Source organism: Devosia sp. P2_G7, from assembly GCF_056403495.1.
On record NZ_JBFUFI010000003.1, the window covers coordinates 146,105 to 166,715 of the forward strand.

Here is a 20,611-nt window from a genome sequence, read left to right on the forward strand (position 1 = left end):
CGGCGTCGGCCGGGGGACACGAGGTTGGTTCGACTACTGCTTTACCGAGATGTGCGAGTAGAGGAAGTTGCCGATACGATCGAGCGGGGTGAAGCCCTTCGAGTTGGGCGAGACGCCCGCACCCGAGATGTCCTCACTGACCGCGGCCATGATGATCGGATGCACCAGCGGCACGATCAGGCCCTGGTCGATCATCACCTGCTCGGCCTGCTCGTAGAGCGCCACGCGGTCTTCCCACTTGGGAGCCTTGTCGGCTTCAGCGACGAGCTTGTCGTATTCAGGCACGTGGTAGCTGTGGCGGCCGCCATTGTAGAACAGGCCGTAGAAGTTCGACGGATCGAGATAGTCGTACTCGTAGGGCGCCAGGTAGATGTTGTTCTTGCGCGCCAGCATGCCTTCCATCCAGTCCTTGCCCGGCATCACCTTGATATTCATGGTGATCCCGAGGATGTCCTTGAACTGGGCCTGCAGGTACTGGGCCATCGGGGGCAGGATGGCGCCGTTATAGCCGCCTTCCTCGCGGAACCAGACCTCGATGGTCGGGAAGCCTTCGCCGTTCGGATAACCGGCCTTGGCAAGCAGGTCCTTGGCCTTCTGCGGGTCGAACACGGCCTCGGCCGCGATCTTCTCGCTGTACCCAGGATAGCCGGGCGCGAGGATCGAATGCGCCGGGATAGCGATGTCCTTGAGTACCGTCTGGGTCAGCTCGTCACGGTTGACGGCGTAGTAGAGGGCGCGGCGGACGTCGACATTGTCGAACGGCGCCTTCTCGAGGTCGAACGCAAGGTACGAGGTCGCGAACACGGTGTTGGTACGGATCGCGTCGGGGAAGCGCTGCTTCACCACCGGGATCTGACCGGCGTTGAGCCATGTGTAGCCTACATCGCCGGCGAGGAAGGCCGGCATGCCGACTTCGGGGGCGCCGAGCGAGGGGTCGATCGTGAGTTCATCGACCTCGGCCGGCCATGGGCCGGTGTAGGTCTCGTTCTTCACGAGCGTCACCGAGTTGTTCGACTTCTCCCAGGCTTGCAGCTTGAACGGGCCGGAGGAAACGACGTTCTCGACGGCGGTGGACCAGTCATCGCCGAACTTGTCGAACTGATGCTTGGGCACCGGATACCAGAGGCTGACCACACTCGGCATGTAGGGTTTGGATGCGGTCGAGGTGATCTCGAGGGTCTTGTCGTCGACGGCCTTGAGGCCGAGGGTCTCGGGACCGGCCTTGCCTTCGGTGACTTCCTTCCAGTTCTTGATGCCGCCGGCGAAGTCCCAGTACCAGGCGAAATCATAGCCGCTGGTGGCAGCGTGCTGCAGGGCGAAGACGTAGTCGCCGGCCGTCAGCGGCTGCCCATCGCTCCAGACGAGCCCGTCACGCAGCTTGAAGGTCCAGGTGAGGCCATCGTCCGACTGGGTCCAGCTTTCGGCCGCGAGCGGGGTGAGCTGGTACTCGTTGTCGAAGCTGGTGAGCGGCACCTGCAGGAGCTCGGAGCCCGATGCGCGTGCATAAACCGTCTTCATGTAGTCCATGTAGGTGCCGGTTGTAGAACCGCCTGGCACCGTGAGCTTTGTCTGGGCCAGCGCTGGTGCCGCGGTCAATCCCGCAGCGAGCGCCAGCGCGCCGACAAATTTCAGCAACGCGTTCATATAGCTCCCTCCTTGTTGCAGAGCCGATTTGACGTCCCCTGTGCCCCGGACGAAGCGGTGCATGATGGCTGCTCCGCTCGGGGGTGGCATGCGCGGCGGCCGGGTATAGACGCCTCACCCGGCAACCGGTCTTGGGCAGATCGATTTCCCCTCGAAATCTGCCGTATGACATATGTCTGACAACTCCGGATTGGCTTGGCAAGGCGAATGTCAGGGATTCGTGGACAACTCTCGCGCCCGGTGCGCGACTGCCGAAAACTTGAGCGATCTCCGGTCATCGCCGCCCTCCGAAGAGGCTCTGCGCCGCGTTGGCAATGGCGGCCGCGTCGATGCCGAAATGGCGGTAGAGATCGGTCACCGTGCCGGTCTGGCCGAAGTGCTCGACGCCCAGAGTGATGGCGCGATGCCCCCTGACGCTTCCGAGCCAGCCGAGCGTTGCCGGGTGGCCGTCGATGGCGGTGACGAGTGCCGCCGTGGCGGGCGCATCGGCCAGGAGCGTCTCGATGTGGCAGGTGGCCGAGAGGTCGCCGTGGAGGCGGGCACGCTGCGCCGCGTGCCAGCCGGCATTGAGCCGATCGGCGGAGGTAACGGCCAACACCGCCACGTTGCGCCGGTCGCCGCCGACGGTGCCGGCCGCGGCAATCGCCTCGCTGGCGAGGACGCCCTGGTAGGCGATGATCACTTCGCAACTCGGGGTCGGCGGCACCAGCCAGTAGCCGCCGCGAATGATGTCGCTGGCCAGCTGCGGCGTGACTTCGCGGGGCGGCTGCTCGATCGAGCGGGTGGAGAGCCGCAGGTAGACCGATCCGCCGGAGACGTCGCGCGGCCAGTCGGCGAGATCCGCCCGGTCGCTGCCGTCGCGCTGCATGTAATCGAAGCCCCAGTCGATGATGACAGATAGCTCATCGGCAAAGGCCGGTTCGAACGAGGCCAGCCCATCCTGTGCCATGCCGATTAGCGGCGTGCCGACGGATTGGTGCGCGCCACCTTCGCCGGCCAGCGACACCCCGGAGGGGGTCGCGACCAGCAGGAACCTGGCGTCCTGGTAGCAGGCATAGTTCAGCGCATCGAGGCCGCGGGCAATGAACGGGTCGTAGAGCGTGCCCACCGGCAGAAGCCGCTCGCCGAACAGCGAATGGCTGAGGCCGGCGGCACCGAGCAGCAGGAACAGGTTCATTTCGGCGATGCCCAGCTCGATATGCTGGCCATCGGGCGTGAATTGCCACTTTTGCGCGCTCGGGATCCGCTCCTTCTGGAAGATGTCGGCCATTTCGCGGTTGGCGAACAGGTGCCGGCGGTTGACCCAGGTGCCGAGGTTGGTTGAGACCGTAACGTCGGGCGAGGTGGTGACGATGCGGCGCGCCAGTTCGCTGTCGGTCTTGGCGATGGCGTCGAGGATCTTGCCGAACGCCGTCTGCGTGGAAGTGGCGCCGGGGCCGACGAATTGCGGCCCCAGCGCCGCGACGGCGGGGGAGGAAAGCCGTCGAGACTGTGTGGTGTTGAATGGGACGGCGTCGAGGAAGGCCTGCAGCTCGCGTTCGGACTGCTTGAGCCCCTCGAAGCGCTCCCACTCGTGCCCCTCACGAACCCCCATCGAGGCCTTGAGGCTCTCGATCTGCGCCCCGGTCATCTGCCCGGCGTGGTTATCCTTATGACCGGCGAGCGGGGTGCCCCAGCCCTTGACTGTATAGGCGATGAACACCGTCGGCTTGTCGGTGGTCTGGGTCTCGAACTGCTCGAGCAGGCTCTCGATGCAGTGGCCACCGAGATTGGCCATCAAGTCGGCCAGCTCGGCATCGGTCCGGCGCTCGAGCAGGGCGGTGACCGCGCCCTGGTCGCCGATCTCGTCGGTCAGCCGTTCGCGCCAGGCCGCGCCGCCACGGAACATCAGCGCGGAGTAAAGCGCGTTGGGGCAGGCGTCGATCCATTCGCGCAGCCGCTCGCCGCCCGGCTCGGCAAAGGCGCGGCGCTGCTTGGCGCCGTATTTCAGCGTCACGACGTTCCACTCGAAGGCGCGGAAGATCGCCTCGATCCGGTCGTAAAGACCCTCGCGCACTACGCCGTCGAGGCTCTGGCGGTTGTAGTCGATGATCCACCAGGTGTTGCGAAGGCTGTGCTTCCAGCCCTCGAGCAGGCACTCGTAGACATTGCCCTCGTCGAGCTCGGCGTCGCCGACCAGGGCGATCATCCGGCCCTCGGCGCGCTTCTTCGCCCACGGCTTGGCGCGCACATAGTCCTGGATCATCGAGGCGAAGGCTGTGAAGGCGACGCCGAGGCCAACCGAACCGGTGGAGATATCGACGTCGTCGGTGTCCTTGGTGCGCGATGGATACGACTGCGCCCCGCCGTAGCCGCGAAAGGCCTTGAGCTTATCGAGGCTCTGCTTGCCGAACAGGTACTGGATCGCGTGGAACACCGGCGCCGCATGCGGCTTCACCGCCACGCGGTCCTCAGGCTTGAGGATGCCGAAGTAGAGAGCGGAGAGGATCGCCGTCATCGACGCGGAGGAGGCCTGGTGGCCGCCAACCTTCACCCCGTCCGGATTGGCCCGCAGATGGTTGGCGTGGTGGATCATCCAGTTGGACAACCACAGAGCCTTGCCAGCCAGCGCCTCAATCAGGGCGATCCGCTCCGTCGACGACATATCCCCTCCCAAATGTCTGACATTAACGGTGCACTAGGCTTTGGGGTGTTTCCCGCCTATTGTGACTGCTCTGTCACCGAGTTGCGCAGGTTTTTGCACGAAATGCTGACAAGAGTGGTGAATTCTGCCAAATCCGACCTGACGGCCATCGACCGCCGTATCCTCCGCGCATTGCAGGAAGACGGACGGATGACCATCCAGGCGATCGCCGACCGGGTGGGGCTCTCCGCTTCTCCCTGTCTGCGGCGGATTCGCCAGATGGAGGATGCGGGGATCATCGCGGCTTACAGCGCCGTGATCGACCAGAAGGCGGTTGGCCTGCCGGTATCGGTGTTCATTTCGATCAAGCTGGAGCGCCAGCGCGCCGAGGAACTGGACCGCTTCGGCGAGGCGATCGCTGGTTGGCCCGAGGTGATGGAGTGCTACCTGATGACCGGCCAGTTCGATTTCCTGCTCCGCGTCGTCTGCGCCGATCTCGCCGCCTACGAGGCATTCCTGCGCGAAAAGCTGACCCAGGTCGCGGGTGTCAGCTCGATTGAATCGAGCTTCTCGCTCGGGCAGGTGAAATACTCCCGCGTACTGCCCATCTGACGCAGTTACGGCGGCCGCGAACACCGCTAAAGCTGTCCGCCAAGAGAGACTTTCCGGGTTGAGTCATGCAGGCCGATAGCATCGTTCTGGGCGCGGGTATCGTGGGCGTCAGCGTCGCGCTGCACCTGCAGATGCGGGGCAGGGCGACCGTGCTGGTCGATCGGCGTGGAGCCGGCGAGGAAACCTCCTACGGCAATGCCGGCCTGATCCAGCGCGAGGGGGTGATGCCCCACGCCTTCCCGCAGGGACTGGGCGACCTGTTCCGCTACGGGCTGAACAACCGCACGGACATGCACTACCACCTGAGCGCACTGCCGCGGATAGCGCCGTTCCTCGGCCAGTACTGGTGGCATTCCCGTCCCGACCACTATCGTCGCGTCGTGGAGACCTACGCCCCGCTGATCGCCCATTCGATCAGCGAGCACGCGCCGCTGATCGAGCGGGCAGGGGCCGGCGACCTGATCCAGAAGAAGGGTTGGTATCAGCTCTTCCGTGACACCGCGAAGCGCGACGAGGCCTATCGCAAGGCGGAAGCCGTGCGGCGCTTCGGCATCGGCAGCGCTGCGCTCACAGGCGCCGAGATGCACCGGCTTGAGCCGGGGCTGGGCGTGCCGCTGGAAGGTGCGCTACACTGGACGGACCCGTGGAGCATCCGCGATCCGGGCGGATTGGTGGTGAAATACCGCGAACTGTTCGAGTCGCTGGGTGGCGTCATGGTCACCGGCGACGCGATGCAACTGGAGCAGCATGGCGCGGGCTGGCGTCTGCCGGTTGCCGACGGCGTGCTCGAGGCAAGGGAGGCCGTGATCGCACTCGGGCCATGGGCCGGCGACCTCACGGAACGGCTCGGCTATAACCTGCCGCTCGGGGTCAAGCGCGGCTACCACATGCACTACGGCCAGCCCGACGCGCGGCCGCTGACCAATTGGGTGTTCGACGCGAGTTACGGCTACCTGCTGACGCCGATGGTCCGCGGCATAAGGTTGACCAGCGGCGCGGAGTTCGCCCTGCGCGACGCACCGTCCACCCCGGTGCAGATCGACCGCGACGAGCCATTTGCTCGCCAGTTGTTCCCCGGTTTGGGACAGCGCATCGACGCAGAACCCTGGCGCGGTGCGCGACCGGCGACGCCTGACATGATGCCGATCATCGGGCCGGCGCCGCGCCATCGCAGCCTTTGGTTCGCCTTCGGGCACGCTCACCATGGCATCACGTTGGGGCCGGTGACCGGGCGACTGATCGCGGAGATGGTGACGGGCGAGGTGCCGTTCATCGATCCGAGCGCATTCTCGGCGAAGCGCTTCCTCTAGCCGGCGAGCGAGCGTTCCAGTGCATCGATGATCGGCCGCTGCCCTTTGTGCAGGCGATGACGTGCTGGCTCGAGCCCCATCCATTCGGCCCGGTCGACTTCAGGGAAACTCTGCCGCCGGCCCGAATGCGGAGGCCATTCCATCTCGAAGCTGTTGGAAACCAGCGTGCTCGGGTCGAAATCGGCCTCGAGGGCAAAGGCGATGACCAGCTTGCCGCTGGACTGACGGAACTCGCCGAGCGGCACGAGCGGACCATCGGGTACACTGCCGACCTCCTCGGCAAACTCACGGCGAGCCGCAGTGATGACGTCTTCGCCGGGATCGCAGACGCCCTTGGGGATGGACCAGGCGGCTTCGTCCTTGTTCGCCCAGAACGGACCGCCTGGATGAACCAGCAGGACCTCGCGGCCGCCGGTGCCGGGACGATGTAGCAGGATGCCCGCTGAGCGTTCCGGTGGCCGGGTCACGGCCGCACCGTCACCACCTCGAGCGTGCCGGCGGGAAGCGGCTTCAGCAGCTCCTCCTCGGGCTTGGTGAGGAACAGCCAGTGCGCCCAGTCCTCGGGCAGGATAACGCAGACCTGGCGATCGTGGATCGGGGCGATATCCGGACCGGGCTCTGTGGTGAGCATGGTGAAGCTCAGCGCGCCATCGCTGTCTTCCGACCACAGGCCGGCGATCCCCATGACCGGCGAACCCTTCAGGCTGAACCGGTGCTTGGTCTTGGGGGATTTGCTGCCGGTGAATTCGAAGAAGCCCGACAGGATAATGAGGCAGCGCTTCGACTTGTCGAAATGCCGCCCGTCGGATTTAAAGTTGAACACCGGCGCCGCCTTGGGTCGCGGTGGCGGCCAACCGAAGCGCATCGAGACGATCTCGACGCCGTTGCCGGCAGCACGGAGCACCGGCCCCGTATCACCGATGCGGATGTCATCGGCCTGCGGCAGCTCGGCGGCAGTGCCCGCGGTCTCGAGCTCGAGGGCCCGAACCGCTTCGAGATACTGGGCGTGGCTGACGTGCTGTTCGTAGTCGTTGCACATGCGCCGAGCTTAGCTTGGAAATTGCTGACTGGTCGAACTTTTCGAGCAGGGCCGGGCGGTTAGGTCAGGCGCTCGTGTACTCGAAGTGCTCCAGATAGAGCGCGAATGCGGTGACACCTCCGACCTCGGTCTCGATGGCCCAGGCGTTGTAGTGCTCGCCGTTGCGGATCATGACGCCGACCGGCATGACGTCGACCACCTTTGCGGTAGGGGCGATGGCCATGCAGAGCGGCTCGTCGCGGTCGTTCGTGGTGAGGAAATAGTTGGCGTAGATGTCATCGGGCGCATCGGCCGTGGCGATCGCCCACACTTCGTCAAGCGTGTCGCAGAAGATGGTGCCGCGGAACACTGGGTCGCGGAACGTATGGGTGGTGCCGGCGAGGGGCGGCGCGGCCATGGTGGCTGCTGGAGCCGCGATGCCGGCGAGCAGCACCAGCGCTGAGAGGAGGGGTACCCGACGGCGGTGCGTCCAAGCCATTCGCGTGGTCTCCTGCGAGCCACCGCGCTGCGGCGGACTCAGTTGTGTGACGCTGCGATGACAGTATGACTGCAGTTCGGTGACAATGAACAGGGTTTTCGGCAACTTCCGTTACTTGGGAACTGTCACGGCTCGGTCATCGGGGCTCGCTAGGAGGCGGCAACCGAAAATGGGGGCCTCCGCCGTGACACTGAAGATCATCGTGATGAGCGACTTGCACCTGGTACCGGAGGGGGAGCTATCGATGACACTCGACACCGCCGCGCGGCTGGAGATTGCTGTCGACGCCATCAACGCCCGCTATGCCGATGCCGATTTCTGCGTGCTAGCCGGCGATCTTGCCGATCTCGGCCAGGCAGAGGCCTACCGCCGGCTGCAGGCGATCCTCTCGAAGCTGACCGTCCCCGTCCACATCACCCTGGGCAACCATGACGACCGGCCGACCTTCCTCGCCGTGTTCGGGGATGAGTATGCCGGCGAGACCGGCCACGTGGACAAGGTTATCGACGTCAAGGGCTACCGGGTGATCCTCCTCGATTCGTCCGAGCCGGGGCGGGTGGACGGGGTGCTCGAGCCCGGCCAGATCGACTGGCTCCGTCGCAACCTGGCGGAGGCCGTCGAGCGGCCAGTGATCGTCATCCTCCACCACAACGCCAATGCGCTGCATATCAACTCCGACACCATCCGCATCCTCGAGGACGGTCCGTTCCTCGACGCGCTGCAGACCCATCCCGACATCCGCCAGGTGATCGCCGGGCACGTCCACGTCACCTCGACCGCCACCTATCGCGGCATCCCCTTCACCACGCTGGCCGGTGGCCACTATTCGGTGAGCTTCAACGTCGACCAGCCGCAGGTGCCGTTCCGTCGCCTGACGGGGCCGGGGCAGATGGCCGTGGTGCTGGGCACTGAGGACCGCACCACGGTGCTGTTCGAGGATTTCGTGGATGGCAATGCCGAGATCTTGCTAGGCTAGCAGCCCTCACGAGGGAGCATCGCGAGCGTGGTCGAGTGGCAGTTCAAGGCACCGGTGATCTACTGGCGGGGCCCGGCGCCGTTCTTTTACGCGCGGATCCCGCCTGATATCGCCACCGAGATCGGCAAGATCAAGAAGGCTGCCAGCTATGGCTGGGGCGTGATCCCAGTGCGGGCGACGATCGTCGGCGTTGAGTTCGAGACCTCGCTGTTCCCCAAGGATGACACCTACCTGCTGCCGCTGAAGGCGGCGGTGCGGCAGCGGATCGGTATCACCGTGGATGATGAGGTCGCGGTCGAGATGACCATCGGCGGCACTATCCGCGAACCCGACCTCTAGCCTCACGCCGCGAGCGGCAGCGTGAGGCCCCGGATCTCCTCGGCCACCAGCGCCTGCAGCGCCCACAGGTTCCGGTCGCGGATGCCGTGCGCTTCGAGCCGCTCGACCGTGTTGTAGAGGTATTGCGCACCCGAACCCCAGTGGCCCGCAGCCCGGGCGAGAGTGCCCGCCACCGCCTCATGCGGCAGACGACCGGCATAGATGGCCCCCTGCGGCGAGGCGACGAAGGCGAGCGCCACGAGCGGGCCATCGGGGGTCACCAGCCGAATCCAACGCGGCACGTTCGTGGGGCGTGCGCTATCCGTCTCCCGCGCCAGGAGGCGCATCAGCTGGCCGTGCGGATCGGCATCGGGCAGCCGGTAGGCGAGGCCGGCGCAGCTGCCGCCGCGATCAAGCGCCATCATTAGCCCGGGCACCTCGCGGGTGCCGCGCCAGCGCGTCAGCCGCAGGCAGAAGCGGCGGTGCCAGCCGCGCGCCAGGGCAGGGCGCGTCTCGAGATGCTCGAGCTCGGGCTTCCAGATCAGCGAGCCATAGGCGAAGAGCCAGAGCGGGCCCGGCGGACGGGTGGCCAGCAGCCGCGTTGCGGCGTCGGCGAGATCGGCTTCGGTAGGTTCGGGCAGGCCGGGCGCGGGGCCCGAATCGGGCTCGGTGCGCTCGACCAGCGCCACCAGCTCGGCGGTCAGTTCCATTTCGGGACGCAACGCAGACACAGGTCCATCTCCTTGCGGCGCCCCCCGCTAAGGTTGGCGCGATATGCCGGCGGATCGGCGGGGGATCAAGTGGACTCGTGGTACGGAAATCGGTTCGGGCGGGCGACCCGGTTTCAACCTTTCCGGGCCTTTGCAAACGGCGGCGGTTGCGAGGGGCAGGACGAACAGATGCATCCGACAGCCCCACGGGCTTCGGAGGTTTCAAAGAGCCGTTCCCCGTGGGGAACGAAGCGGGACCGGCGAGGCGTTTGCCCCGTAGCGGTAGTCCGCAGATGAAAGAGGCTCACGCCTCGCCGGCCGATCGGAGTTTTGGGCCTATGCCACGGTACGGTTCGGGTGCATCCCGTGCCGCATCGCGGGAACGAAGGGCTTTGCACGTCGGCGACCCAATGGGCCCGGCTCGTCCGCCTGCACTCGCTGCCCTTGCCCGGCAGCTTTCGTCCCTTGGTGAGATCGGCAAGACCTCACCTCGCGTGCATAGCGGCTTCCCCGCGCTACCGGGGCGATCCGTCGTGGTTTCCGCCTGAGGTGACACGACTGCCACCCCACCCGGTCTCCTCCGCACCAACCACTCGTCATGATCTCGCTTCCGTGCAGCGGATGGGGGGAGAATCGCACGGGGGCGGAGCGGGGGGATTAGTTCTCGCCAGTGAGTAGCGGCGGCGCTTAGTCGTAGGCCTTCTCGTACTTTTCGAGCGCCCGGATGGCCTTGGTGATGCCGCCGGCGGCGCGACCGCGCACGTAGGTCAGCGCCGACTTCAGGGTGAAGGCGTCGCCTGAATCGTGGGCGAGGACCAGTGCCTTGTAATAATCAACCTTGAGGCAGGTGACGCCCATGATCATGCCGTGCATGTAGAGCTGGGAAGCGTCGCGCCTGCCGATCGCGGAGGCTTCCTGGCGCTCGATGATCTCGGCGCAGATCGCCTTGATCTCGTCCTTGGTGGACGTGGTGCTCACCTTGTAATAGAGCGAGCTCTTGGGCAGCAGCTGCGCTCCGCCCTTGGCGGATACTTCGCTGATCCCGGCGCCGGTGGCGAGGACCAGTGCGGCGAGGAGGATGGACGGGAGTGCGTTGCGTCGCATGACGATGCTCCTGTTGGCTGATGAGGTGTCGGCCGGGGATCAGTTGACCCGCTTGCTCAGAGCCTCGATGGTGGTGCGGCGCTTGGAGAGGGAGAATGGCGGCTTCTGGCGCTTTGCGAGCCCGAACACGTCGCCCGCGGCGCGCTCCACCACGACGCTCTCGAAGATCTTCAGCGGCTGGCATTCCCAACTCGCGCCGGTGTGGCCGGTGACCGGGTTGTAGCTGTTGGGCGTGTAGCCGAAGCAGATATTGCCGCGCTCGGTCTTCCAGCGGCCGGGCAGCACGACCTTGTTACCGGGATACCAGAGCCAGGTGCCGCCCTTTTTGTCGTAGTATTCGACCTGCGTGCCGTGGCCGGGGCTGTAGGTCATGACGGTCTGGTCGGCGAGCTTTGGCGCCGCGAGTGCAGCGCCGGCGCCGGCAAGGACGACGAGGGCGGCAAGGATCGATCGCACGCAGCCGGCCGCTAGTATCAGATGTTTCATATTATCTCCCAAAGGCGTGAAATGACTTAAGTGCGAAGTATCGCTAGGGGGTAAGACTTGGCCTTGCCAGTGCATCCTGCGGGTAGGGTAAATTCCGGCGGCGGAATATGGGCCGGAGCGGCGGCGGCCTAATCCTCGCTGCGCCCGCCGCCCTCGCGGTTGCGCTCGTAGTGGTGCTTGAGCGGGAAGGGCGGCAGCCAGGCTTCGCGGCGGATGGTCCAGAGCTCGTAGCTCGGCCGCACCTGGTCGGGTGCATCGAACGCCCCCGCATGCACCTCGATCTCGTCATCGCTTACCGAGAACACCGACGACCCGCAGCGGGGGCAGAAGTGTCGCCCGGCATATTCGTGCGTGATGCCTTCGATGGTCACGGCCGCCGCTGGAAAGATCGCAAACACGCCGAACAGCGACCCGGAATGCTTGCGGCAATCGAGGCAGTGACAAATCCCGGTGCGGTACGGGTCGCCGGAGGTGGTGATGCGGATGTCGCCGCAGAGGCAGGAGGCGGTGGAACTCATGGTCGGCTCATCCCCTCGATGGGTGTCACGCGGCCGTCATGCCGGTTGGGCAGCGCAACGTCGCCGCGCTGCTTTTACCCCAAAGGCCATCCGATGAACTACCGGGGGACGACCTTTTGAGCCGTGAGCATGGCGGCGGCCCCTTCCTTGACACCCATTCTCGTCCGCTGTAACTAACCAATCAGTTAGCTAACCTACTAGTTAGGAACGGACGTGCAGACCGACCAGCTCAGCATCACCCTTTCGGCGATCGCCGATCCCACCCGCCGGGCCATCCTGATGCGGCTGATGGATGGCGAGGCGTCGGTGAAGGAGCTCGCGGCGCCGTTCGAGATGAGCATCCCGGCGATCTGCAAGCACCTGAAGGTGCTCGAAGGGGCGGGGCTGATCAGCCGCGGGCGCAACGCGCAGCTGCGGCCTTGCCGGCTCGAGGCGCAGCCGTTGCGCGAGGCGGTCGGCTGGATCGAGGAGTTTTCGAAACACTGGGATACGAGCCTCAACCGGCTCGACGGGCTGCTCGAGCGGTTGCAGGCGGCCGATCCGACGGCGAGGAAGAACTGAGCCATGGAGCGCGATCCGCTGGAACAGCGCGAACTCGTCATCACCCGCCGCCTCAGGGCGCCGCGCGCGCTGGTCTGGCGCACGTTCGAGGACCCGTACCTGCTGGCCCAGTGGTGGGGGCCGGAGAATTTTACCTCCACCATCAGCAAGCTCGAGTTCCGCGCCGGCGGCGAGTGGCACGTCATTATGCACCGGCCCGACGGTGGCGAGCATCCGGTGCGCTACCAGTTCGTCGAGATCGTCGCGCCCGAGCGCATCGTCTACCGGCCGTTTCGTCCGCCCGGAGTGGTCGGCGCACCGCCTGGCTATCTCGCGACGCTGACTTTCGAGGCGCTGGGGGACGAGACGGTTTTCACCATGCGGGCCGAGTTCGAGAACGCGGAAAGCCTCGCTGTTGCGATGAGCGGCGGCTTCTACGAGGGCACCAAGCAGGCCCTCGACAAGCTCGAGCGGCTCCTCGCTGCGCGCTGATTTCTGGAGGGAGTGATCATGCTGAGACGAAGCTTCGTGACCCTCGCCTTTGCCGCTGCGGCCCTTGTCGCAGCGCCCACTATTGCCCAAACCGCAGGAGACAATTCGATGAGCACCCCCTCGAGCAGCGGAAAAGTCCCGGTCGGCGGCGCCGAGATCTACTACGAGATCCACGGCGACGGCCCGCCGCTGGTGCTGCTGCATGGCGGCGTCGACCCGTCCCAGACCTTTGGCGCGCCGCTCGCGGCGATGGCGAAGACGCACCAGGTGATCGCCATCCACATGCGCGGGCACGGCTTCAGCACGGATACCGACGCGCCCTGGTCGGCCGAGCTGATGGCGGATGACGTCGCGGCGGTGCTACAGCACCTGAGCATCGGCAAGGCGCGCTTCATGGGCTATTCGCTCGGTGCGGGCGTGGCGCTGCAGGTGGCGTTCCGGCACCCGGAGCTGGTCGAAAAGCTGGTGTCGGTCGCTGTGGACTACCGCACCGACGACGACTATCCCGAAGTCCGCGAGGCCTTCCGGCAATTGCCGGCCAACGCGGCGGCATATGGGCAGCAACTCGCCAGTTCTCCCCTCGGCGAGCTCTATCCCGACGTCGACTGGGAGAGTGTGTTTCGCAAGTCCGGCGAAATGAACGAGGCCGCGTACGACTGGACCGAGAGCGTCAAGGCGATCACCGCCCGGACGCTGCTGGTCTTCGCCGACGCGGATTCGATCCGGCCCGAGCACATGATCGAGTTCTGGAAGCTGCTCGGCGGCGGCCAGCGCGACGCCGGCTTCGACGGCTCCCAGCGCCCCAAGGGGCAACTCGCCATCATTCCGGGCAGGACGCACTACGACCTGATCGCCTCGCCGATGCTCCCGGAGGTGGCGACGGCGTTCCTCACGCAGTGAGCGGCGGGCGTGCCGATGCATCCGACAGCCGGATGGCTTCGGAGGTCTCAAAGAACGCACCTCCCCTTGTCGGGGAAGTGAAGCGAAGGACCGGCGAGGCGTTTGCCCCTCGCGGGTAGTCCGCAGGTATGTGTGAGGCTCACGCCTCGCCGGCCGATCGGGTTTTTGGGCTTGGTCGCAGCGGATCCGGGGGCTTCCCCGGCGCCATTCGCCCGACCCGGAACCTTATCCCCTCGGTCCAGATCCACGGTGTGTCGCCACACCGGACGTTTCCAAGCAGGCAGTTCCTCTCCCCGAGGGGAGATGGTCGTTGACCGGGGGATGGTCTCCCGGTCGTGGCGATGTCTTTCGGCGCGCCCGCAGCCGGACAGGGCTACGGCACAACCGGCTGCAACTTGGGCCTGGGCCGGCACGACTGCCAACCCACCCAACCTCCACCACACCAACCACTCGTCATGATCTCGCTTCGGTGCAGCGGACGAGGGGAGGATATGATGGGGTGAAGGGGCGGGGATAAGTTGGGTGGGGGAAATGCGTCAGATTGGTCCCAGCAGCGGGTCAGGCGACAAACTTCGCGATTCTGGAGAACGCGTCTTCAAATCGGGCGAGCGTTTCCTGTACAGGTTTGCCCTTTCCTTTGAGCAGGGCGGGATGCTGAAGCAGGTAAAGCGAAGGCGTAAAGTGGCTGTATGTCGGGTAGCTGTCAGGCAGCAGGCGAAAGTATGCCTCTGCCTTCTTCACGATCCTTTCGGTGGTGGTGTCTGCCTCGTCGAGCTTACCTACCGTTAATAGGTGCTCCTCTTTGAGAGCGTATGACTTGTTGACCAAGTCCACGAATACCTCGGGATGAAAGAAATCTTCGATGTCAGCTTCGCCTTTTCCAGCGATGTCGGTTGCCAGGACGATACGCTCATGCTCCAGCAGTTCGGCCTTATGCAGATCCTCCAGCTTGCGCTTTTGTCCCCGATCAAAGTCAGTCAAGACCGCTACGTTGAGATTGTTTCCGTAAAACAGCCGCACAAAGGGAAGTACCTTATCGATACCGCCTGACGGGCAGATGGCCCACCTTGGGGACAGATGGACTCGGCCCAAGGCCTGCAGGGCGGCCGAGGCGGCCTGCAGATATAGAATGTCGCTTGGCCCTTCGACGAGCAACGTGTCTGTTCCGATTACCAAGGTCTGTGTTACCTCAAACCCCATCGCGCCAAAGATCGGGAAATTCGTTTGAGGGTCCGTGGTAAGGACGTCGGCACGTATCTTTGTTCCGATTGAGACTTTGCGGCTTCGCTTGTCTAGCTCAACCACATCTTCGACGGTCCTCACGCTTGCAAGGTCGTTGGCAGGCACCATGAATGGTGAATGCGTGGACCAGATTACTTGATGCTTGGTGGCAATCTCCTCACCAAAGAAACGCAGCAAGTCCTTTTGAGCGGTACCGTGCAGTGTCAAGCCAGGCTCGTCGAGCAAGAGGATGACGTTGCCCTGCTTCTTTCTTATCTGGGCGAATTTGACCAAGAACGAGAAGAACCAGATGAACCCCGCCGACCGTTCAGAGAATGGTACTGACACGCCGTGCAATCCGTTTTCTACGCGGGCGCGAGCAACTGCGCCGGAGTTGAAGGGCGGTTTGTCGGCAGGCTTGCCCTCCGAGAAAACGACCTTGATCTTTAGCTCGTCGTTCTGAGTCCAATATTCAAATATCTGGTCCGTTATCCGCAGGGCCGCTGCCTCGCATTTCGCGTTCAGCTCCTCGAAGTGCTGGGTAGCAATCAGTTCCTCCAGCGTAGTTCCTGCGTATTCAAGAAAATCAAGGAAGACTTGGTCGCCACTGGAAATAGTGTTCGCCTGCCGGTCCTGCTGAAGCTTGTTTACTGAGAGCTCGCCACTCATTCGATCGTAATGAGAGAAGTACATGAACTTAGGAGTGCGGAGATCGAGGATGTCGATCGCCTTCAGGATTGCCCTGTGTTCCCTGAATTTTGACAGCTGGGCATGAAGCGCCTCCTGACCGGGTGTCCTGGTCATGGTCTCAAGGGCTTTGTGAAGATCAGCCGTCGTCTTAATCGTTTGAAGTTGCGCGGCTTCGGTCGTACTTAGCCGGTGCTTTCCGAGAAGAGCCGCTACGATCTTCTCCTCTGAGGCAATGGGCGGCACCCACGTTGTTGTAGAGCCGTTGTAGGATTTCGAGATCTTCAGGATCCGACCGGATACGGTATTCGCACCAAACTCGAGTTCCAGGGCTTTGACGTCCTGATCCTCAAGCTGCCATTCCGTCTGGATGACATCGGCCTCGTCGCCTCCGTGACGCTCTTCATAGTCCGCCAAATGTCGCCGAGGGTAGTTCTCGATCTTACCGTAGTCTGCAAACGACTTGTCAGTAGACCGCAGCCCTTCTAGTGCCTTCAAGAACGCAGATTTTCCGGCCTCGTTCTTGCCGACGAGGCAAGTCATTTGGCCGATCTCGACAACGTTAGAGTCGATAATGTTCCGATAGTTGGTCGCGTGCGCCTTAACTAGCTTCATCGCCGTCCTCCAAAATCGAGGTAATGTGTAGGCTTATTTCGCAGTAGTCTAGCCGCGCCAGTTATTGGTGGAGCGCGATCGTCTGCGCGGAAAAGGAGGCCGCTGCTTTGGTCAGGCAGGCGGTTCGGGTCTCCAAAAGAACTAGGCCCGCCGTGGCGGGCCTTCTCGTTGCAAGGAAGCTGTAACAGCCTCTTTGAGGCCTTGGCGGCAGCGGTGGCAGTAGTAGACAGATCGGCGTGGTCAGCTGCAGCCCGTCGTCGTCCCGCAGTCCTCGCACACCATGCAGTGACCGCTCACCTTCATCCGCATCGAGTTACAGTTGGAGCACTGGTCGCCCGTATAGCCCTGCATCAGTGCCTGGGCCCTGAGCTGGCCCGCGTCCTGCTGGGTCGGCGGGGACGGGATGGGGTTGAGTTCGGCCTCGTTCAGCACCGTGGGGCTGGTCTCGATCTTCAGCGCCGTGGCGGCCTTGAGGGCCGTGACGGTTGAGGTCTGCATCGAGGCGACGGGGTTGTAGGCCGCCGCGGCGGTGAGGCCGCCCGAGACCAGCATCAGGTTCTGGTCCTTCACCTTGCCGCGGGTCATGCCGCGGGAGACGAGGTTCTGCGCCGGGATCGGGGCAGGGCGCTGGCCTTCGCCACTCTGCGACAGCGCGGTCGGCGTGTCGGTGTGGACATGGGCCAGATCCTCGCGGTCGAGATAGGAGACGGCGAGCTCGCGGAAGATGTAGTCGAGGATCGAGGTGGCGTTCTTGATCCGGTCGTTGCCCATCACCATGCCGGCCGGTTCGAACCGGGTGAAGGTGAAGGCCTCGACATACTCGTCGAGCGGCACGCCGTACTGCAGGCCGAGCGAGATCGAGATGGCGAAGTTGTTCATCATGGCGCGGAAGGCGGCGCCTTCCTTGTGCATGTCGATGAAGATTTCGCCCAGGCGACCGTCGTCGAACTCGCCGGTGCGCAGGTACACCTTGTGCCCGCCGATATTGGCCTTCTGGGTGTAGCCCTTGCGGCGGTTCGGCAGCTTTTCGCGTTCGCGGCTGACCCGCTCGACGATGCGCTCGACGATCTTCTCGGTGATCTGCGGCACGCGCGCCATCTGGTTGGCGGCGAGCATGGTCTCGGCCGCATCGTCCTCGTCCTCTTCCTCATCGGCGAGGATGGAGGCGTTGAGCGGCTGGCTGAGCTTCGAACCATCGCGATAGAGCGCGTTGGCCTTGAGCGCCAGGCGCCAGCTGAGCGTATAGGCTTCCTTGGCGTCGGCGACGGTCGCGTCGTTCGGCATGTTGATGGTCTTCGAGATCGCGCCCGAAATGAACGGCTGCGCCGCGGCCATCATCAGGATGTGGCTCTCGACCGAGAGGAAGCGCTTGCCGGTCTTGCCGCAGGGGTTGGCGCAATCGAACACCGGCAGGTGCTCATCCCTGAGGAACGGCGCGCCCTCGAGGGTCATCGAACCGCAGACATGGATGTTGGCGGCCTCGATGTCCTTCTTCGAGAATCCGAGGAAAGCCAAGAGGTCGAAGCTCATGTCCGAGAGCTGCGCGTCGGTTACGCCGAGGCTTTTGAGGAAGTCAGCGCCCAGCGTCCACTGGTTGAAGATGAACTTGATGTCGAAGGCCGACTTGGTGGCGGCGTTGAGCGCGGCGATCTTCTCGTCGGTAAAGCCCTTGGCGCGCAGCGTCGAGGGGTTGATGCCCGGCGCCTGGTTCAGGTTGCCATGGCCGACGGCGTAGGCCTCGATCTCGGCGATCTGGCTCTCGGAATAGCCGAGGGTACGGAGCGCCGGGGGCACGGCGTTGTTGATGATCTTGAAGTAGCCGCCGCCGGCGAGCTTCTTGAACTTCACCAGCGCGAAGTCGGGCTCGATGCCGGTGGTGTCGCAATCCATCACGAGGCCGATGGTGCCGGTCGGGGCAATCACCGAGACCTGCGCATTGCGGTAGCCGTGCTTCTCGCCGAGGGCGAGGGCATCGTCCCACACTGCCTTGGCGCGGGTGCTCAGCGTCGCGTCGCCGATCGAGGCGTGGTCGAGCGCCACCGGGTTGATCGAGAGGCCCTCATAGCCGTCGGTCTTGCCGTAGGCGGCGGTCCGGTGGTTGCGGATGACGCGCAGCATATGCGGGGCGTTGCGCGGATAATCCTGGAAGGCGCCGAGCTCGCCGGCCATCTCGGCCGAGGTGGCATAGGAGACGCCGGTCATAACGGCGGTGATGGCGCCGGCAATGGCGCGGCCCTGGGCGCTATCGTACGGGATGCCCGAGGTCATCAGCAGGCCGCCGATGTTGGCGTAGCCGATGCCCAGCGTGCGGTAGACGTACGAGCGCTCGGCGATGGCCTTCGACGGGAACTGCGCCATCATCACCGAGACTTCGAGGACGATGGTCCAGAGGCGCGTCGTGTGCTCGAACGCCGCGACATCGAAGCTGCTATCGGCGTTGCGGTAGGGCAGGAGGTTGATCGAGGCGAGGTTACAGGCGGTGTCGTCGAGGAACATGTACTCCGAGCACGGGTTCGACGCGACGATCTCGCCGGCTTCCGGGCTCGTGTGCCACTCGTTGATGGTGGTGTGGAAATGGATGCCCGGATCGGCCGAGGCCCACGCGGCGTAGCCGATCTGCTCCCACAGGTCGCGCGCCTTGACGGTCTTGGTGACCTTGCCGGCCTTGGTGCGGCTTAGGAGGTTCCAGTCGCCATCGGTCTCGACGGCCTTGAGGAAATCGTCGGTGACGCGGACGGAATTGTTCGAGTTCTGGCCCGAGACGGTGAGATAGGCTTCGGAGTCCCAGTCGGTGTCATAGACCGGGAAATCGATGTCGGTGTAGCCCTGACGCGCAAACTGGATGACGCGCTGGATGTAGTTCTCGGGCACCAGCGCCTTTTTCGCGGCGCGAACCTCGCGCTTGAGGGCGGGATTCTTGTTCACGTCGAAGCAGTCGTCGCCGGAACCTTCGCAGTTCACGGCGGCCTTCATGATGGCCTTCAGCGACTTCGAGACAACCTTGGAGCCGGTGACGAGAGCGGCAACCTTCTGCTCCTCCTTCACCTTCCAGTTGATGTAGTCCTCGATATCGGGGTGGTCGATGTCGATCACCACCATCTTGGCGGCGCGGCGGGTGGTGCCGCCCGACTTGATGGCGCCCGCCGCGCGGTCGCCGATCTTGAGGAAGCTCATCAGGCCCGACGACTTGCCGCCGCCCGACAGCTTCTCGCCTTCGCCGCGGAGCTTGGAGAAATTCGAGCCGGTGCCCGAGCCATACTTGAACAGCCGCGCCTCGCGCACCCACAGGTCCATGATGCCGCCCTCGTTGACGAGGTCGTCGCTGACGGACTGGATGAAGCAGGCATGCGGCTGCGGATGCTCGTAGGCGGACTTGGACGAGGTCAGCTTGCCGGTGAAGGGGTCGACATAGAAGTGGCCCTGGCCGGGGCCGTCGATGCCATAGGCCCAGTGCAGGCCCGTGTTGAACCACTGCGGGGAATTGGGGGCAACCCGCTGCGTGGCCAGCATGAAGCAGAGCTCGTCGAAGAAGGCGCGCGCATCTTCCTCGGTGGCAAAATACTTGCCCTTCCAGCCCCAGTAGGTCCAGGTGCCGGCGAGACGATCGAAGACCTGGCGGCTGTCGATTTCCGAACCATAGCGCTCAGCCTCGGGGAGCTTGGCCAGCGCCTTCTCGTCGGGGACCGAGCGCCACAGCCATGAGGGAACGTCGTTCTCCTCGACCTTCTTCAGGATCTTGGCGACACCGGCCTTGCGGAAATACTTCTGCGCGATGATGTCCGCCGCGACCTGCGACCAGGTACTGGGGACCTGCATGTCCTCGAGCCTGAACACGACCGAGCCGTCGGGGTTCTTGATCTCGCTCGTGGTCGAGCGGAACTGGATCCCCGCATAGGCGCTTTCGTTGGCTTTCGTGTACCGGCGTTCGATGCGCATCTCTATATATTCCCCAATATTGCGGACAGGAAAGCCCGCGAGCCGCCACTGACGGTCTCTGCCTCTTTGTATGACGCTGTCTAACTGGCCGCCAAAAGCGGCCTAGGAGCCCCGTTTGGGACCTTCGGCGAACTGCTGTCGCCGCGTGGTCCCGGTCGTCCGTCGTGCCGTCTGAACAAGCCCGGCGCAACCTCAAAAGGATGGGCCTTTCTGTTCGAGTCGGTCAATGCCGAGGCATGATCACAACATACAACTGGTAGTGGCATTGCCCGTATCCGACGGCTAAATCCAGTATCTCATATGTGGATTGCGGGGAAAAGTTCCAAGCTCGATTCGACGGAATCGATGGTCAATTTTCCGTACCGCGACCTCTGGGATCGCTGACGAAACCGGCCCTAAACC

The 20,611-nt window shown here is 64.2% G+C and carries 18 protein-coding genes; 7 read left to right on the forward strand and 11 right to left on the reverse strand.

What is annotated here, in order from left to right; all coding sequences use genetic code 11:
• Window positions 1-33: 33 nt before the first annotated feature.
• Both AC1DWU_RS06780 and AC1DWU_RS06785 read right to left on the reverse strand, forming a co-directional pair.
• Window positions 34-1,644, reverse strand: a complete 1,611-nt coding sequence (locus AC1DWU_RS06780; RefSeq protein ID WP_477149222.1) for a peptide ABC transporter substrate-binding protein — start codon at window positions 1,642-1,644, stop codon at window positions 34-36.
• Window positions 1,645-1,918: 274 nt separating this feature from the next.
• Window positions 1,919-4,288, reverse strand: coding sequence for a transketolase (locus tag AC1DWU_RS06785; RefSeq protein ID WP_477149223.1), 2,370 nt, complete (start codon window positions 4,286-4,288; stop codon window positions 1,919-1,921).
• A 117-nt stretch (window positions 4,289-4,405) separates the two neighbouring features.
• Here AC1DWU_RS06785 and AC1DWU_RS06790 point away from each other — a divergent pair, with 117 nt between their 5' ends.
• Both AC1DWU_RS06790 and AC1DWU_RS06795 read left to right on the forward strand, forming a co-directional pair.
• Entirely contained in the window at window positions 4,406-4,879 is a 474-nt protein-coding gene (locus AC1DWU_RS06790) for an Lrp/AsnC family transcriptional regulator (protein ID WP_477149224.1), read from the forward strand.
• A 65-nt stretch (window positions 4,880-4,944) separates the two neighbouring features.
• Window positions 4,945-6,189 carry an NAD(P)/FAD-dependent oxidoreductase gene (locus tag AC1DWU_RS06795; RefSeq protein ID WP_477149225.1) on the forward strand — a complete coding sequence of 415 codons (1,245 nt, stop codon included), beginning with the start codon at window positions 4,945-4,947 and terminating at the stop codon, window positions 6,187-6,189.
• On the opposite strand, the gene AC1DWU_RS06800 is transcribed toward AC1DWU_RS06795, so the two are convergent.
• From AC1DWU_RS06800 to AC1DWU_RS06810, 3 genes are all read right to left on the reverse strand, one after another.
• Window positions 6,186-6,656 (reverse strand): NUDIX hydrolase, encoded by a 471-nt coding sequence (locus AC1DWU_RS06800; protein ID WP_477149226.1) that lies wholly within the window; start codon window positions 6,654-6,656, stop codon window positions 6,186-6,188. The two genes, AC1DWU_RS06795 and AC1DWU_RS06800, sit on opposite strands and share 4 nt — an antisense overlap.
• On the reverse strand, window positions 6,653-7,228 hold the full coding sequence (locus AC1DWU_RS06805) for an SOS response-associated peptidase (protein ID WP_477149227.1): 576 nt from the start codon (window positions 7,226-7,228) through the stop codon (window positions 6,653-6,655). The genes AC1DWU_RS06800 and AC1DWU_RS06805 overlap by 4 nt, the downstream gene beginning before the upstream one ends.
• 64 nt (window positions 7,229-7,292) lie before the next feature.
• The gene (locus tag AC1DWU_RS06810; protein ID WP_477149228.1) at window positions 7,293-7,706 is read right to left on the reverse strand and encodes a hypothetical protein; all 414 of its coding nucleotides are present in this window, start codon (window positions 7,704-7,706) and stop codon (window positions 7,293-7,295) included.
• A 169-nt stretch (window positions 7,707-7,875) separates the two neighbouring features.
• Between AC1DWU_RS06810 and AC1DWU_RS06815 the strand changes: the two genes are divergently transcribed.
• A complete protein-coding gene (locus AC1DWU_RS06815) occupies window positions 7,876-8,682 on the forward strand; it encodes a metallophosphoesterase (protein WP_477149229.1) in 807 nt (268 codons plus the stop codon).
• Between the two features lie 27 nt (window positions 8,683-8,709).
• Window positions 8,710-9,021, forward strand: coding sequence for a DUF1905 domain-containing protein (locus tag AC1DWU_RS06820; protein WP_477149230.1), 312 nt, complete (start codon window positions 8,710-8,712; stop codon window positions 9,019-9,021).
• 2 nt (window positions 9,022-9,023) lie between these two features.
• Here AC1DWU_RS06820 and AC1DWU_RS06825 read toward each other — a convergent pair whose 3' ends face one another.
• From AC1DWU_RS06825 to AC1DWU_RS06840, 4 genes are all read right to left on the reverse strand, one after another.
• Window positions 9,024-9,731, reverse strand: a complete 708-nt coding sequence (locus AC1DWU_RS06825) for a gamma-glutamylcyclotransferase (protein ID WP_477149231.1) — start codon at window positions 9,729-9,731, stop codon at window positions 9,024-9,026.
• 666 nt (window positions 9,732-10,397) lie between these two features.
• Window positions 10,398-10,814, reverse strand: a complete 417-nt coding sequence (locus tag AC1DWU_RS06830; RefSeq protein WP_477149232.1) for a hypothetical protein — start codon at window positions 10,812-10,814, stop codon at window positions 10,398-10,400.
• A 39-nt stretch (window positions 10,815-10,853) separates the two neighbouring features.
• A complete protein-coding gene (locus AC1DWU_RS06835; protein ID WP_477149233.1) occupies window positions 10,854-11,300 on the reverse strand; it encodes a hypothetical protein in 447 nt (148 codons plus the stop codon).
• Between the two features lie 128 nt (window positions 11,301-11,428).
• A complete protein-coding gene (locus AC1DWU_RS06840; RefSeq protein ID WP_477149234.1) occupies window positions 11,429-11,818 on the reverse strand; it encodes a GFA family protein in 390 nt (129 codons plus the stop codon).
• A gap of 213 nt (window positions 11,819-12,031) precedes the next feature.
• On the opposite strand from AC1DWU_RS06840, the gene AC1DWU_RS06845 reads away from it, so the two are divergent.
• From AC1DWU_RS06845 to AC1DWU_RS06855, 3 genes are all read left to right on the forward strand, one after another.
• The gene (locus AC1DWU_RS06845) at window positions 12,032-12,379 is read left to right on the forward strand and encodes an ArsR/SmtB family transcription factor (protein WP_477149235.1); all 348 of its coding nucleotides are present in this window, start codon (window positions 12,032-12,034) and stop codon (window positions 12,377-12,379) included.
• Window positions 12,380-12,382: 3 nt separating this feature from the next.
• Window positions 12,383-12,850 carry an SRPBCC domain-containing protein gene (locus AC1DWU_RS06850; RefSeq protein ID WP_477149236.1) on the forward strand — a complete coding sequence of 156 codons (468 nt, stop codon included), beginning with the start codon at window positions 12,383-12,385 and terminating at the stop codon, window positions 12,848-12,850.
• Window positions 12,851-12,958: 108 nt separating this feature from the next.
• Window positions 12,959-13,750 (forward strand): alpha/beta fold hydrolase, encoded by a 792-nt coding sequence (locus AC1DWU_RS06855; RefSeq protein WP_477149237.1) that lies wholly within the window; start codon window positions 12,959-12,961, stop codon window positions 13,748-13,750.
• Between the two features lie 558 nt (window positions 13,751-14,308).
• Here the strand turns inward: AC1DWU_RS06855 and AC1DWU_RS06860 are convergent.
• Together AC1DWU_RS06860 and AC1DWU_RS06865 are read right to left on the reverse strand one after the other, a co-directional pair.
• Window positions 14,309-16,273: an ATP-dependent nuclease gene (locus tag AC1DWU_RS06860; protein WP_477149238.1), complete on the reverse strand. Its 1,965-nt coding sequence runs from the start codon at window positions 16,271-16,273 to the stop codon at window positions 14,309-14,311.
• A gap of 240 nt (window positions 16,274-16,513) precedes the next feature.
• On the reverse strand, window positions 16,514-20,209 hold the full coding sequence (locus AC1DWU_RS06865) for a vitamin B12-dependent ribonucleotide reductase (protein ID WP_477149239.1): 3,696 nt from the start codon (window positions 20,207-20,209) through the stop codon (window positions 16,514-16,516).
• Between the last annotated feature and the right edge of the window lie 402 nt (window positions 20,210-20,611).